Genomic DNA, 14,590 nt, shown 5'->3' on the forward strand with positions numbered 1-14,590 from the left:
TGACCAACCTTAGAGCGGAGCTTTGATGTTTAGCTGAGCACAAAAATCAGCAATATCAGCATCAACAGAACTCATCTTGGTTTCAATATCACTGATCTCGGTGGCGACGGTATCCAAGTTCACCTGCGCTTCTTCCTCAAAAGTATCCACGTAGCGAGGAATATTAAGGTTGTAGTCGTTCTCTTCAATCTCAGTAAGCTTGGCAACGTGTGCAAACTTTTCGATGGATTCACGCTTGCTGTAGGCTTCAATAATACGCTCAACGTCTTCATCACGAAGGTAGTTTTGCGCTTTGCCTTTTTCAAAGTGACTAGAAGCGTCGATGAACAGCACATTGTCATCGTTTTTGCGGTTCTTTTTAAACACCAAGATACAAGTCGGGATACCCGTACCGAAGAAGATACCAGCAGGCAAGCCAATCACGGCATCTAGGTAGTTCTTTTTCTCAATAAGGTGCTTACGGATGTGACCTTCTGCTGCGCCACGGAAAAGGATGCCGTGAGGAACAACCACCGCTAACGTGCCCGTTTCATTCAGTTGATGGATCATGTGCAGTACAAAAGCAAAGTCTGCTTTCGATTTAGGGGCAAGCTTGCCGTAATCCGCAAAGCGTTCACTATTTAGGTGAAGTTCGTTAGCGCTCCAGTTCGCTGAAAACGGAGGGTTTGCTACCACTGCATCAAAACGTTGATCTAGGTGCATTGGGTGCTCTAGGGTGTCATCGTTTTTGATATCGAACTTATCGTAACGCACACCGTGCATCAGCATGTTCATGCGTGCTAGGTTAAACGTGCTTGGGTTTTGCTCTTGACCACAGAATTCTAAGTTATGGCTGCCAACTTCACGCGCAACACGCAGTAGCAATGAGCCAGAACCACAGGTCGGGTCGTATACCGATTTCACATTGCCATCAATGCTCACAAGCTTGGCTAGAATTTTACTGACCTGCTGTGGTGTGTAGAACTCACCCGCCTTTTTACCCGCACCAGAAGCAAACTGACCGATAAGGTATTCGTAGGCATCGCCCAGCAAGTCAATCTCGGTGTTTTCTAGGTGGAAGTCGATGTTATCTAGGTGAACCAAAACCTGACTGATTAGCTTGTTACGTGCGTCTGGGTTTTTACCTAGCTTGCTTGAGTTAAGGTCTAACTCTTCAAACAAACCGTTAAAGTCATCGGCACTATCCGCTGCTGTGGTGGATTGCTCAATATCAGCAAGAGTGCGATCAAGCTCATCGATAATAAACTCTTGTTTCTTACCACGCCCTGCTAGGCTAGAGAAAAGCTGCTTAGGCGCAATAAAGTAACCAAGGTTCTCAATGCATTCTTCGCGAAGATCATTGATCAGATCTTTGTCACCATCAGCACCAACAAAGGTAATACCATCTTCGGCAAGTAGCTCATCACAGTAGCGGTGCAGCTTGTCTGATAGATACTTGTAGAAGATAAGCCCCAGAATGTAATCACGAAAATCGTCCGCAGACATGTTGCCACGGAGTGTATTGGCAATGTTCCAAAGCTGGGTTTTTAATGCGCGTTGGTGTAGTTCAACCATGGTTTTGATAAGTCTCTAAAAATAGTGCGGCTATTCTAACAAAAAACACCGAGAAGTAAGCGTTATACCCCACGTATTGCGTATAATTTCTTGCTCAGAGAGTTACCAACACTCAACTCGCCTCAGTGAATGCAGCCAATAATCACCATACAACGCATTTTTAGCCCCATTTTCGCTATCTATCCACCGTTTTACATGTTTACGCCTAGGTTACTCATTTAGTGGGTGAAAATGAGAGCTTTCTGATGTTTGTGCTTTTTGCCATTTCAAAACCCAAGTTGCTACTTACATCGGTTGATGTTCCATTTTCGATTTTAAGTTCAAAACAAGCCTTTACTCTCGCATGCACTAACATGAAAGAAAGTATTTTATAATCAATAAGTTATAACAAATTAACTTTGACGTTTAAATTTAAATGAGTAATATAAATTTAAGCACGGGCACACATCGGCGATAGCCGATAACCAATCTCAAAAACAACTCCGTAAGGAGCAAAACACCGTGAACTTTGCCAAGCGAAGCAGCAAAGTGCGCTATTAGGTGAAAGAAAAGAACATTTTAAAGAAAGAAGAAAAAAGAAACATATTAGTAATGATGTTCCAAATCTTATCTAACCATTGTAGCCAAAGGAGTTGAGAAAGATTTATAGGCATTGATATGTGCAAATTATTTAGATTTAGATTTGACATATGTGCAAATTATTTAGATGAACATACCCATGATATGTGAAAACTTTTTAGAAATACGTGCAATTCCATCTTGAGCTTCTTTTCACATATTTTAACTTATAGGAACTATATCTTGTATGTTGGATAATATTACCCCTGTAGAGTCCGAGGAAATACTTGAAGAGCACAAAGAGTTACTAAAACTCGCAGAGGATACCATTACGCCACCCTCTATCATTGAGATCGATGATGACAATTTCAATGTTGCTAATGACGGCAGCACTTTTGCTATGTCTAATGATGTCATTGATGCTTCGTTTGCAACTGCACTAGATCGCAAGCACCTCAGTGCGCTCTCAATGCAACTTATGGATGTATCCCTTGCAGCGATAGATAAAAGACTTTACCAAGTGAGAGCTAATGTCTTTGCAGATAAAAACTATGATGCTGATGCATCTAACCATCAAAAAGACAAGGCTAAGGCAAATAGAGATGACAGGGCTGAGGCGGCAAGAAACGAGTTACGACAACACTTTAGAGATGAGGACTCAAGAACTATCCGGTTAACAAACGTTCAGATAGCCTCAATCTTGAACTCGAAAAAAAACTCAACCACCAATCTTAATACCACGCACACGGCAAATGCTATTCGATCTCTTATCGATGTGAAGCTTGTGCTCAAAATGTATGATGATGAGGATAAGTTTTATTATTTTGAAGACATTAATGTCTTTGAGAAAGTAATGATAGGTACCAAGCCTACAAGCTCAAACAGAGATGCCTTTCTTGTCTTTAGTTTGCCTTTTTTGGTGCATAACTTACACCCTGAAGACTATACCCGCTTTAGTCTAGGGCACCACTACAAACTCAAAAATGTATATGCCGCAAGAGTGTATAAGTTCTTGGTGTCAAGAGCCAAACGATCACGTTGGCGTTCAAGCCCAGAGCACGTTTTCTCTGTCCAGTTCAGCGTTTCAAATTGGCGTTCATACCTTGATCTAAATGAAAAGGTCAAAATAAAGCTAGGCACTCAAACTGAATTAGAAGCTTTCATCATAGAAAAGGGGCTTAATAAAAGCGAATCAACAGTTCTAATTAAGAATGCCACTGACTTGTTGAGTTCAGAACTTCAATCAACATCGATGTTCAAAGAGTTGAAAACAGAGCAACAAGTATCGGTATCAGCTAGCAAAAAAGTATTGCTTACAAGTGTGTGTATCAATGATAAGGGTGACAACAAGGTCATTCAAAAAAAATTAGCTAATAAATGCGTTCTTGTGTACCGATCTCAACCCTATCCTCAGATGGCAAAGCTGAAAAAAGAAGTTTTTGAGAAAAACATCATGGGCAGCATTAACGCTTTTTCAGAAGGTGGTATCAAGATCACTAGTATGGATTTTGTCAAAAAAGGCAGAAGTATAACCAGTATTAAAATCAACTATAAGATTGATCCTGTAATTCTTAGCACTCAAATTAATTTTAGTGATGCCGATGAGTTACCAATGCCTGAAGAAGCATTAGAGGAAGTTCCATTTTCTGACTGGGATGAAGGCGATATTCCGTTCTAAAGGTGAGCAAATGAAGCGTCAAAAGGCGCTTCAAAAATTGATGACCTTTTTAAAATTTATTATCCTGATAAGAAACATATATGAATAATATTATTCCACCGACAACAGGTAAGACTGTACAAGAAATTCTCGATGATGATATTGCAAAAGATGATTACAACCAATCGACAGTTCAAGACTTGGTGATTGAACATTGCATTAAAAAAGGTTTCATTACATCAACTGATGTCACCACCAAGGCAAAGAAGTTCTTGGTTCTCAAAGAGGCTATAGAAACGACTCTTAATGCATTCAAATTGGTTGATGACTTCGATGACACGAATATCACTGTAGACAACCTTGACGCTTGTATCGAGTACAAAAAGAATCTCAAACGGCGTGTCATAAAGGTAATATCGGATAAGTTACTAGCTGGTTTACCTAACTTCCGACGATAGAAATTAATTAACTTATTTTAACCCTATACGTTGCATGACGTTTTGACTCTAACGTTAGTGCAACGCATCACATTGATGAGAAGATAAGATGCGCGATGTAGTATCCACAGAGCTGCTTTCAGTATTAGTACAAACTGAGCGATTGAAAGGACAGGGGTACATGATCATGTTTATCAGTGCGTTTTCCGCAGCGTTGTCGTATTCGTTATTTCCTTTTTTGAATGAGTTTTGGTGGTCAAGAGTGATCACAGGCTTGCTTTCAGGTGTGGCTGCGTTCTGTATTTCTGCCCTGTTTTTCACTGTTTGGCTGGTTGAGTGGCGCACCGATAAAGCTTTGGCTAGCTTGCAGCCATCAACCAAAGACATTGAAAAGCTATTAAGCACGGGGGTGATTTTCTCATCAGAGCAACGCCGTTCATTTGAACGCTATCTAAATACGCTTAATTGCTAGCGATTTGGTGCCCCCCTAGCTTTAACAGTTGAAGGAATGTGCTTAGATAAGCGTAATGGATGCTCTTTTAATTTATCCCCTCTTCCGTTGTCTTTAAGCAATCTATTAAGCTGATCACAGTACTGTTGAGTTGCTCGATAGACGTCTCCAAGCTGTCGCGCTTCTGTTGCTCTTCGGTCAATGCATCCTGCAAGGATTTTAATTGCTGCTCCAAGGTTTGAGAGGATTTCACGTACCCATTTTGCAGGGCTTTTAGGTTGATTAGTATGGTCGTTAACATTCGGGTTTATTGATTTTTTATTATTTTCTTCAATGGCTTTGTTATCTGGCAGTACAACTGAGTAGGGTTGTCTTGCGACCTGACTATTTGATGGCAAGGCTGAAATGGATTGATTTCGTATTCTAGTGTCAGGTATCGCCCTAATGACATCCCTGACAGTAGCACGATTAGGATCAATATCATGGGAAATAGCCAGTTCTGACGACGTTGCTTTACCATATAGTGGTTGATAGATTTTTCGACGTTGGCGAGCGAGGTGCCGATTTCGCTGTTGAAGTTTCTGTTTGTTCTCTTTAATTCGTTCGTGACGCTGGCGTGCAAAGCTCGCAGTTCTTTCTGCTTGTTTTGCTGCGCTGTTTTCAATGCCTGAGTAAGATTTGCCATAGAGTTCGCCTTTGAGGCGTATCGGTTTTTGGTATCCGTCTGCGGTAAAAGAGATGGATGATTTAGTATTACGTGTTACGGCGATGCCCTCGATGTCATTCAGTGCATCAATGACATCTTGTTGGTTGTTTAAGGTTCCACCTACTGCAAGATCAAATAGATAATCATCTATTTGTGCCATCAGCTCACGCCTTGGCCTCGGGTTATCCCCCCATGTAAAGGTTCTAGCCTTAGCTGGGTCATTGGGATCGGTAAAGCCAAAGGTGTAGTTAGCGATGCTTTTCCACGCATCAATACGCGCCATATCCCGCCTATGTACATAAGGCGTTAATGCCTTTCCTGTGGTCAGCTCCATGTTAACGATGTGGAAGTTTAGTTCTAATCGCCCTTTGTCACGATGCTCAATCCAGACAATATCGTATTGCTCTGATGTTAGTCCCGTCAGCAATGTTTGTTCAAATGAAGCCATCAATTGCTGCTTTTGGTGAGCAGGGATATCGACTTCTTCAAAGCTCAAACAGCCATACGTGAAGGCTTTTGAGAAGCGGCTAGCCTGTTTAAGCCATTCTCTTGTGATATCGGGATTTCCTGAGAGCAATACAGGTTTTACTTTGCGGCGCTTGGTGCCGCCCTCCAAATACGTAAGGCCGTTCACCGCTGCTGAGTGTTCGCCTTTGAAAAATTTCACGATCATGATGTCGGTTTGATCAAGTTACTTAATAGCGAATTGATCTGAACAAGCTGGGCTTGTACCGCCACTACATCAACCAAAGTGCCTACTTTTTTTACAGTATTTATATAACGAGCGATTTGGTTAACGTTGTTGCCAATTCGTGCGACCTGACGTACCAGTGCCGGATCTTGTTTTAGCTCTTTGTAGCGAGCTTTGTGATGGCAGGAGTCGGGATTGAGAGCTACAGCGCGAAGCCACTCGGACATATTGCCGTGCGCATTGGCAACGATTTGCTGTTTCTCTTCTTGAGTGACACGAAGCTGAATGCATTCGGTTCTTGTGGTTTTATTATTACGAATCATCGCGTTTTGGTTTTTTTATGCTGCGTAGCAGCTTTAGGGAGGGGATTAAAGGGGGCGGAACATACCCCTTTGCCAGTGATTTGGACAGAAGGGACGTACTGACAAATCTATGCTGGCTAGAGAATCCACTCTTTTAAAAAATACAAATTTTTTAAAAGAGTGGCAAATAGGTAAAGCGTTTATTGTTAGTTTAGGCTGCATTTCTAGAGTAGGAGTTTTGCACTGTTTGCAAATCCCACAAGAATCTGGAGCCAAGATCGGCTAACTGATGTACCCGCTCAGTGATACTTGCCACTGGTTTGGTGTAGTAGTAGCCAAGCATGGGTTTATGCCTTACTTGCGCTGTCACCATTTCAGAACGCTTGATCACTAATTTAGTTACATCCAACTCAATATCCTCGTGTCCAGTTATTCCCATTTCAGCATTACTGATTGCAACAAGCGTAGGAAGCTCAGGCATAGCAAAATCAATTACTGCATCCATGCCATCGACCTCAAGCCAAGCATGACCGTTGAATGATTCAATGCCTTCATGGGCATACGGCATAAACAAGTTATGTGTAAAACCGAAATCAAGCGCACCATACGACCCCGTGTTAAATCCAAATGCGGCCTTGCCGCCCACTAATTTGGTATCTATTCCACGCTTTTTTAAGGCGGCTTGACCAAGAGTAGCAAGAGGAATACAAATACCGCCTTTCATTGCAGGAATATTACCGTTAAAAGTGGTATTCATTGCGGTATCGTATTGAGCTTTAACCTCTGAGTAAACCTCGTAAACAACTGCAACAATGCGTTCTATTTCTGCCTTAACTGCTTGAGCCTTTTTCGACCTAGCAGCTAGTTGTTCAGCTTGTTTGGTTCTGCGTTTAGCTGCCGCAGCTTGCTTTTTCTTTTTGGTTTGTGCCATTACTTCTTGCCCTTAACTGCTGCATTAAGCAGATCCTGAACTGAAAAAGAGAGATGGTTAGCCATAATTTTTCCTTTAATGATCTTTACGTTCATAACGTTTAGTTTTTAGATGAACAAACTAAATTGCGGGATTGTCTGGGTATGAATTAGTTTCGAAATGACACTCTTTTCGAGCCATTATTTCGATTCCACACCCTTTCGTTTTCTCGACGTTGACGTTCAATAAACTTCGCCAAATCATCAAAACTGACAAACCAAGGCGACTTTTGTGAGTTACCCAAACGGACAACAGGAAACGGTAAGTCTTGCTGAGCAGCTTTTCGTTTGATGGTGGTTGCTGCCATACCGAACAATGATCCGGCAACGTCAACAACGGGGATAAAGGGCTGATGATTGAACTGTTGAGCTAAAAGCGATCTTGTGGTCGGTTCAGAACGTGATGTCATTGCTCTCTTCTATTAACGGCTAACGAATACTTAAGTCATAATGTTACAAGCATTAGAAAGGAATAGAAGTATGGCAAAACACTAGCACACAACGATTAAGAAGCTGTTTAATAAGAACAATGTGAATTTTCGAGGATAAATTTTTTTTTCAAAACACTCAACAAATGTGACTAAAGTCTCCATTCTTCTTGTTATGGCTAATTATTCAAAAGCAATGCTTTCCAAAACGAAGGTGACGTTACGATTTTAGACGTTGAGGCTCAAAAACAGAGCGCTGATAATTGCAAATTTATTGATGGGGAATACAATGGAGATATGAAGGCAAAGACGAATGCAAGGCGATAACTTTCTACCCCTATTTTCCCCTTCTTTTTCACACACAAACTCAAGTTACTGATTTTAAACGGTTAGATACTATTATCCGTCCAATCTAACATTGGTGCTACGGAGAGCCTGCAAGAATGAGTCATGATATAAACACCCGTTTTTATGTTGCCAAGGTCGAGCGCAGCAGTACGCTCAAAAAATAAGTCGGGTATTGTATACCCAAGCACCTCTGGGTGCTAGTTTCAGCGAGAATGATTTGGTTGGCTGGCTAGCCAAATGCTTAGGAATACGCAGAAGTAATACGAATCTGTCATTCGTTGATTCATTCTGTGATGATTATTCCGCCTTCACACCACCACCGACTTGCTTTAATTCATGATTTTCGTTCTGATAGTGGGTAAAATGAAGCATTTCTAAACGAACTTCGTATAGAAATGATTTATCATAGAGCACGTCCGATAGTTATGGTGAAAGGTTTGAACCCAACAATCATTGAACAAATTGAAAGTATCTGCGCAGAGCGTGGAGTACGACTGACTCCGCAACGCCGACGCGTATTTGAACTCATTTGTTCTAATCGCCGCGCCTCAAGTGCGTATGAGCTATTGGAGCAACTAAAAGAGAGTGAGCCTCAGGCTAAGCCGCCCACTGTTTATCGAGCATTAGATTTTCTCCTAGAACAAGGCTTCATCCACCGAGTGGAATCGACAAATAGCTTTATTACTTGTTGTTCTTTCAATACTCAGCAGCACTTTTTCCAATTACTAATTTGCGATAAATGTGGTGATGTCGTTGAACTCGAAGATGAGACGCTGATATCCTTGTTAGCCGAAAACGCCGAGAAGCATGGATTCAAACTGACCAACCAAGTTATTGAAACTCATGGTGAATGCCAGGCCTGTTCCTCCGAGACGAAAGAAAAAGTATAGAAGAACGTTATGCGCGCTGAATTTGTAAACCCGTTTTTAGCTTCTTTAATGAACGTGCTAAAAACTATGGCTTCTCTTGAGCTGAAGCCACAAAAACCGCGAATCAAAAAAGATGAGATCGCACGAGGTGACGTTTCTGGTCTGATTGGTATGGTAGGCCCACAAACTCGTGGTTCAATGTCGATCACCTTTGATGAAGCACTCGCCCTAGAAATCATGCAGAACATGCTTGGTGAACGTCCAAATGGGCTCAATGAAGAAGTGACCGATATGGTGGGTGAGATCACCAACATGGTTACTGGTGGTGCGAAACGCATTCTGGCGGAAAGTGGTTTTGACTTTGATATGGCAACACCGGTTGTGGTTTCGGGCCGAGGTCATACGATTCGCCACAAGTGTGAAGGCTCAATTATTATCATGCCTTTCTCTTCCCAATGGGGAAATGCCTTTATCGAAATTTGCTTCGAATAAAAGAGAAAAATAGGTTGGCACTGGCCAACCTATTTTGTTTTTGCCTCAGGCAATAAAAAGGTCAGCATTTGCTGACCTTTTCTTTATCTATTCAAACATTAAGCTTTGAACGCTTTAAATGCGTTGATTAGACCGTTTGTTGAGCTGTCATGCGAGCTGATTTGAGACTCGTCTGCAAGCTCAGGTAGGATTTGGTTAGCCAGTTGTTTACCTAGCTCCACGCCCCACTGGTCAAAGCTGAAGATATTCCAGATAACACCTTGTACGAAAATTTTGTGTTCGTACATTGCGATCAAGTTACCTAGCGTACGAGGCGTGATTTGCTTCACTAGAATAGAGTTTGTTGGACGGTTACCTTCAAACACTTTGAATGGCGCAATCGCTGCCACTTCTTCAGCATTCTTACCTACTTTCACCAACTCTTCTTTCACGGTTTCTTCATTTTTACCAAACGCTAGAGCTTCAGTTTGCGCGAAGAAGTTAGACATCAGTTTTTGGTGATGATCGCTAGCTGGGTTGTGGCTAATTGCAGGTGCAATGAAGTCACATGGGATAAGCTTAGTACCTTGGTGAATTAGCTGGTAGAACGCGTGCTGACCGTTGGTACCTGGTTCACCCCAAATGATTGGGCCAGTTTGGTAAGTTACAGCATTGCCGTCACGGTCAACGTATTTACCGTTTGATTCCATGTTGCCTTGCTGGAAATATGCTGCAAAACGGTGCATGTATTGATCGTAAGGTAGGATAGCTTCTGACTCCGCACCGTGGAAGTTGTTGTACCAAATACCAATCAAAGCAAGAATCACTGGAATATTGCTTTCTAGATCTGTTGATACGAAGTGCTTGTCCATCTCGTGAGCACCATCAAGCAACTCAACAAAGTTGTCGAAACCTACTGCTAGTGCAATTGATAGACCGATCGCAGACCATAGTGAGTAACGGCCACCAACCCAGTCCCAGAATTCAAACATGTTCGCTGTATCGATACCAAATTCAGACACGGCTGTCGCGTTTGTTGAAAGCGCAGCAAAGTGCTTAGCCACATGAGCCTGATCACCCGCCGATTCTAGGAACCAATCACGAGCAGTGTGCGCGTTAGTCATGGTTTCTTGTGTTGTAAACGTCTTAGACGCGATCAAGAATAACGTCGTTTCTGGGTTAACTTTCTTCAACGTTTCAACGATGTGTGTACCATCAACGTTAGATACGAAGTGAAGGTTTAGATGATTTTTGTATGGCGCTAGAGCTTCCGTCACCATGTAAGGGCCAAGGTCAGAACCGCCGATACCGATGTTCACAATATCGGTAATTGCTTTGCCTGTGTAACCTTTCCATTCACCGCCGATAACGCGCTCAGTGAATGATTTCATTTTTTCTAGAACCGCGTTCACTGCTGGCATTACGTCTTCGCCATCTACCATAACTGGAGTATTAGCACGGTTACGTAGTGCAGTGTGAAGAACAGCGCGACCTTCTGTTTGGTTGATCGCTTCACCACTGAACATCGCTTCAATTGCAGATTTCAGCTCGGTCTCTTTCGCAAGAGCAAACAGGTGCTTCAGAGTTTCCTCATTGATGAGGTTCTTTGAGTAATCGACTAGGATGTCTGAGCCGAAACGTGCAGAGTATTTGTCGAAACGCGCTGCGTCTTGAACAAACAGCTCTTTAAGATCCATATCTTGTGCAGATTCGAAATGCGCCGTTAGCGCTTTCCAAGCTTGTGTTTGCGTTGGATTGATATTTTTCAACATGGTCTTTATCCCGATGTTACAGTAGGTTCCATTCCTTACAGTCTAGCGAAAACTGTGGAATCCCCGATTTAGCAAATAGAATATAAATTAGATGTTTGGGCAAATTGCCACAAAACAAGTCTTTGTAATTTTTTTTCAGGCGCCAATTATGACCGAGAGCTTTTACACTCACATTGAGTTAGGTCACGTTCCCTGCCCTGAAATTGAACAATTCATTTACGATGACAAGAATCATATCATTTACTAATGACAGGCTCTAATTGGAATAGGATAGACGCCAATTTATAAATTTCCAAAGGAACACGTATGTGGGCACAAAAAACACTGCAATTAAAAGCGAGAAGCCGCGGTTTTCACCTGATAACTGATGAAATTGAACAACAATTACCACAAATAAATGAACTTTCAGTAGGTTTATTACACTTATTTATTCAGCACACCTCCGCCAGTTTGACCTTAAATGAGAATGCTGATCCAACCGTGCGTATGGACATGGAAGCGCACTTCAATAAGTTTGTGCCAGAGCGTGCTCCTTATTATCAGCACACCTATGAAGGTGACGACGACATGCCTGCACATATTAAAGCATCACTGCTTGGCAGTAGTGTGACGGTACCAATCCAAAATGGTCGATTAGCTTTAGGAACATGGCAAGGTATTTACTTGGGTGAGCATCGAGACTTTGGTGGCGGCCGCCGCGTTATTGCTACGATTAACGGTGAGTAGATAAAACAAAGGCTAACCTTGGGTTAGCCTTTCATTGTTTATTTTGAGTATTCCATCTCGACGCGAGGCGTTAGCTTAGTCACGAGTTCATACGCAATCGTACCAATGTGACCCGCCACTTCTTCTACTGGGAGCTCTTTCCCCCAAAGAATCGCTTCGTCGCTGACTTTATCCGTTGCGTCTGGTCCCAAATCGACCGTCAGCATATCCATGGAAACTCGACCTGCAATAGGTACTTTACGGCCATTAACCCACACCGGCGTACCGTTTGGAGCACTTCTTGGGTAACCGTCGCCATACCCTACAGCGATGACACCCACTTTTGTATCTCGCTCACTGGTCCAAATACCACCGTAGCCAACACTTTCGCCCTTCTTCACTTCACGTACCGCAATAAGGTGGGATTTAAGTGTCATGACAGGCTGATACCCAAGATCTTGCGCCGTTTTGTCATCGAATGGCGACACACCATACATGATAATACCCGGACGAACCCAATCTAAATGGCTTTGAGGCCATGCCAATAACCCCGCAGATGCCGCCAGTGAACGTTCCCCTTGGCAACCAGAAGTCAACGATTTAAACAGCTCAATCTGTTGTGGGGTAATATCGCTATCCAGCTCATCTGCACAGCCAAAGTGGCTCATGTAACGCAACGGTTTTGCTACATTTGGACACTCCTTCAGCCGCGTTACAAAGTCGTCATATTGTTCAGGACGAACCCCAAGGCGGTGCATGCCACTGTCAATCTTCAGCCACACGACAACCGGAGTTTCAAGGTCTGCTTGCTCCAAGGCGATAAGCTGCTCTTCACAGTGCACCACGGTTTGGATGTTGTTCGTCACAAGAACAGGTAAATCACCAGGAGAGTAAAAACCTTCTAGCAATAGAATCGGCTTTACTACTCCACAAGCGCGCAGTTGCAATGCTTCTTCAATGCGAGCCACGCCAAACGCATCCGCATGGTTAGCATGTTTTGCGACATGACGTAATCCGTGACCATAACCATTGGCCTTGACGACAGCCATCACTTTACTTTGTGGCGCTTGAGCTTTTACGCGCTGTAAGTTGTGCTGCAACGCAGACAAATCAATGCACGCCTTGGCCGCTTTCATATAGCTCATGGAATTACTCATCATCAATATCGAATGCAGGACCCGCGTAGTTGTCGAAACGCGAATGTTGACCTTGGAAAGTGAGGCGAACAGAGCCGATAGGACCGTTACGCTGTTTACCAATAATGATTTCGGCCGTACCTTTGTACGGACTATCTGGGTGATAAACCTCATCACGGTAGATGAACATGATCAAGTCGGCATCCTGCTCGATGGAACCGGATTCACGCAAGTCCGAGTTTACTGGTCGTTTATCCGCACGTTGCTCTAGGGAACGGTTTAGCTGCGACAGTGCCACAACAGGCACATTTAGCTCTTTTGCCAGCGCCTTAAGAGAGCGAGAGATCTCAGCAATCTCAAGAGTACGGTTATCGGTTAACGAAGGCACGCGCATCAACTGAAGGTAGTCGACCATGATCATCGATAGACCGCCATGTTCACGAGCGATACGGCGAGCGCGCGAACGCACTTCGGTCGGAGTTAGACCAGAGCTATCATCAATGTACATATTTTTCTTCTGCATCAGGATACCCATAGTAGAAGAAATACGCGCCCAATCTTCGTCATCTAGCTGACCCGTACGGATCTTGGTTTGGTCTACACGAGACAAAGAGGCCAACATACGCATCATCAACTGTTCAGCTGGCATCTCTAACGAGAAAATAAGTACGGGCTTTTCTTGTTGCATGGCCGCATTTTCACACAAGTTCATCGCAAAGGTCGTTTTACCCATCGATGGACGCGCTGCGACAATCACCAAATCAGAGCCTTGCAAACCTGCGGTTTTCTTATTGAGATCGGTGAAACCGGTATCGACCCCGGTAACACCATCTTGTGGCGTTTTATACAACAACTCGATACGTTCTAACGTCTTTTCGAGGATGTTGTCGACGTTTTGTGGTCCTTCGTTTTCACTAGTTCGAGACTCGGCGATAGCAAAAACTTTACTCTCCGCCATGTCTATTAAATCTTCAGAACTGCGACCTTGAGGGTCATAGCCCGCGTCCGCAATTTCATTCGCGACACCAATAAGGCCACGAACAATCGCACGCTCAGCGACAATATCAGCATACGCATTGATGTTAGCTGCACTTGGCGTATTCTTCGCCAAGTCAGCGAGGTAAGCAAAACCGCCTACATCTTCTAACAACTCGTGACGCTCTAGATATTCCGATAAAGTAATAAGATCGAGAGGTTTACCCGCTTCAAGAATGGTTTTTACACCTTCAAAAATCAGGCGGTGTGGACGACTATAGAAATCACTGCTCACAACACGTTCGGCAACGGTGTCCCAACGTTCATTATCCAGTAAAAGACCACCAATTACTGATTGCTCGGCTTCTAGTGAGTGAGGTGGCACTTTGATTGCGTCGACCTGACTGTCTGAAGGTTTGCGATTTCTGTTTTCCGCCATGACTTTGCTCGATAACTACTATTGACCCACGATTATAACCTTAACCTAACTGAGATGCTTCCCCGAAGCGACAATTACTTGTTAAGAAATCATCATGTGAACCACCCGGGTAATAGCCTGGT

Annotated in this window: 14 protein-coding genes; 6 read left to right on the forward strand and 8 right to left on the reverse strand. The window is 43.2% G+C overall.

What is annotated here, in order from left to right; translation table 11 throughout:
• Positions 1–9 precede the first annotated feature (9 nt).
• Positions 10–1,554: a type I restriction-modification system subunit M gene (locus R7093_RS21240; RefSeq protein ID WP_318146799.1), complete on the reverse strand. Its 1,545-nt coding sequence runs from the start codon at positions 1,552–1,554 to the stop codon at positions 10–12.
• Between the two features lie 805 nt (positions 1,555–2,359).
• On the opposite strand from R7093_RS21240, the gene R7093_RS21245 reads away from it, so the two are divergent.
• The 3 genes from R7093_RS21245 (at position 2,360) to R7093_RS21255 (ending at position 4,678) form a co-directional block, all read left to right on the forward strand.
• Positions 2,360–3,790: a hypothetical protein gene (locus R7093_RS21245; protein WP_318146800.1), complete on the forward strand. Its 1,431-nt coding sequence runs from the start codon at positions 2,360–2,362 to the stop codon at positions 3,788–3,790.
• Positions 3,791–3,870: 80 nt separating this feature from the next.
• Entirely contained in the window at positions 3,871–4,227 is a 357-nt protein-coding gene (locus tag R7093_RS21250; protein ID WP_021822422.1) for a hypothetical protein, read from the forward strand.
• A gap of 88 nt (positions 4,228–4,315) precedes the next feature.
• Positions 4,316–4,678: a hypothetical protein gene (locus R7093_RS21255; protein WP_318146801.1), complete on the forward strand. Its 363-nt coding sequence runs from the start codon at positions 4,316–4,318 to the stop codon at positions 4,676–4,678.
• Here the strand turns inward: R7093_RS21255 and R7093_RS21260 are convergent.
• From R7093_RS21260 to R7093_RS21275, 4 genes are all read right to left on the reverse strand, one after another.
• Entirely contained in the window at positions 4,675–6,036 is a 1,362-nt protein-coding gene (locus R7093_RS21260) for a relaxase/mobilization nuclease domain-containing protein (protein ID WP_318146802.1), read from the reverse strand. The two genes, R7093_RS21255 and R7093_RS21260, sit on opposite strands and share 4 nt — an antisense overlap.
• Complete coding sequence (locus R7093_RS21265) at positions 6,033–6,377, reverse strand: plasmid mobilization protein (RefSeq protein WP_318146803.1); 345 nt, start codon at positions 6,375–6,377, stop codon at positions 6,033–6,035. The genes R7093_RS21260 and R7093_RS21265 overlap by 4 nt, the downstream gene beginning before the upstream one ends.
• A 190-nt stretch (positions 6,378–6,567) precedes the next feature.
• Positions 6,568–7,287 (reverse strand): transglutaminase domain-containing protein, encoded by a 720-nt coding sequence (locus tag R7093_RS21270; protein ID WP_140344020.1) that lies wholly within the window; start codon positions 7,285–7,287, stop codon positions 6,568–6,570.
• 148 nt (positions 7,288–7,435) lie between these two features.
• A complete protein-coding gene (locus R7093_RS21275) occupies positions 7,436–7,735 on the reverse strand; it encodes a pyocin activator PrtN family protein (RefSeq protein WP_069538965.1) in 300 nt (99 codons plus the stop codon).
• A 791-nt stretch (positions 7,736–8,526) separates the two neighbouring features.
• Here R7093_RS21275 and zur point away from each other — a divergent pair.
• Both zur and R7093_RS21285 read left to right on the forward strand, forming a co-directional pair.
• Positions 8,527–8,991, forward strand: coding sequence for a zinc uptake transcriptional repressor Zur (zur, locus tag R7093_RS21280; protein ID WP_005381268.1), 465 nt, complete (start codon positions 8,527–8,529; stop codon positions 8,989–8,991).
• A 9-nt stretch (positions 8,992–9,000) separates the two neighbouring features.
• Positions 9,001–9,462, forward strand: coding sequence for a chemotaxis protein CheX (locus R7093_RS21285; RefSeq protein ID WP_005381269.1), 462 nt, complete (start codon positions 9,001–9,003; stop codon positions 9,460–9,462).
• Between the two features lie 98 nt (positions 9,463–9,560).
• Here R7093_RS21285 and pgi read toward each other — a convergent pair whose 3' ends face one another.
• Complete coding sequence (gene pgi / locus R7093_RS21290; RefSeq protein ID WP_047104161.1) at positions 9,561–11,213, reverse strand: glucose-6-phosphate isomerase; 1,653 nt, start codon at positions 11,211–11,213, stop codon at positions 9,561–9,563.
• Between the two features lie 306 nt (positions 11,214–11,519).
• Here pgi and R7093_RS21295 point away from each other — a divergent pair, with 306 nt between their 5' ends.
• A complete protein-coding gene (locus tag R7093_RS21295; RefSeq protein WP_005381271.1) occupies positions 11,520–11,939 on the forward strand; it encodes a secondary thiamine-phosphate synthase enzyme YjbQ in 420 nt (139 codons plus the stop codon).
• A gap of 38 nt (positions 11,940–11,977) precedes the next feature.
• Here the strand turns inward: R7093_RS21295 and alr are convergent, their stop codons facing one another.
• The gene (gene alr, locus R7093_RS21300; protein ID WP_005381272.1) at positions 11,978–13,054 is read right to left on the reverse strand and encodes an alanine racemase; all 1,077 of its coding nucleotides are present in this window, start codon (positions 13,052–13,054) and stop codon (positions 11,978–11,980) included.
• A 13-nt stretch (positions 13,055–13,067) separates the two neighbouring features.
• Entirely contained in the window at positions 13,068–14,468 is a 1,401-nt protein-coding gene (locus tag R7093_RS21305) for a replicative DNA helicase (RefSeq protein WP_005382759.1), read from the reverse strand.
• Positions 14,469–14,590: the final 122 nt, after the last annotated feature.

The organism is Vibrio sp. 1580 (assembly GCF_033340055.1).

What these genes read in the sequence shown, in the direction of transcription:
- R7093_RS21260 (WP_318146802.1), bottom strand. Translation starts at nt 6,036, where the DNA reads ATGATCGTGAAATTTTTCAAAGGCGAACACTCAGCAGCGGTGAACGGC.
- R7093_RS21270 (WP_140344020.1), bottom strand. Translation starts at nt 7,287, where the DNA reads ATGGCACAAACCAAAAAGAAAAAGCAAGCTGCGGCAGCTAAACGCAGA.
- R7093_RS21265 (WP_318146803.1), bottom strand. Translation starts at nt 6,377, where the DNA reads ATGATTCGTAATAATAAAACCACAAGAACCGAATGCATTCAGCTTCGT.
- R7093_RS21255 (WP_318146801.1), top strand. Translation starts at nt 4,316, where the DNA reads ATGCGCGATGTAGTATCCACAGAGCTGCTTTCAGTATTAGTACAAACT.
- zur (WP_005381268.1), top strand. Translation starts at nt 8,527, where the DNA reads ATGGTGAAAGGTTTGAACCCAACAATCATTGAACAAATTGAAAGTATC.
- R7093_RS21275 (WP_069538965.1), bottom strand. Translation starts at nt 7,735, where the DNA reads ATGACATCACGTTCTGAACCGACCACAAGATCGCTTTTAGCTCAACAG.
- R7093_RS21245 (WP_318146800.1), top strand. Translation starts at nt 2,360, where the DNA reads ATGTTGGATAATATTACCCCTGTAGAGTCCGAGGAAATACTTGAAGAG.
- alr (WP_005381272.1), bottom strand. Translation starts at nt 13,054, where the DNA reads ATGAAAGCGGCCAAGGCGTGCATTGATTTGTCTGCGTTGCAGCACAAC.
- R7093_RS21240 (WP_318146799.1), bottom strand. Translation starts at nt 1,554, where the DNA reads ATGGTTGAACTACACCAACGCGCATTAAAAACCCAGCTTTGGAACATT.
- R7093_RS21250 (WP_021822422.1), top strand. Translation starts at nt 3,871, where the DNA reads ATGAATAATATTATTCCACCGACAACAGGTAAGACTGTACAAGAAATT.
- R7093_RS21295 (WP_005381271.1), top strand. Translation starts at nt 11,520, where the DNA reads ATGTGGGCACAAAAAACACTGCAATTAAAAGCGAGAAGCCGCGGTTTT.
- R7093_RS21305 (WP_005382759.1), bottom strand. Translation starts at nt 14,468, where the DNA reads ATGGCGGAAAACAGAAATCGCAAACCTTCAGACAGTCAGGTCGACGCA.
- pgi (WP_047104161.1), bottom strand. Translation starts at nt 11,213, where the DNA reads ATGTTGAAAAATATCAATCCAACGCAAACACAAGCTTGGAAAGCGCTA.
- R7093_RS21285 (WP_005381269.1), top strand. Translation starts at nt 9,001, where the DNA reads ATGCGCGCTGAATTTGTAAACCCGTTTTTAGCTTCTTTAATGAACGTG.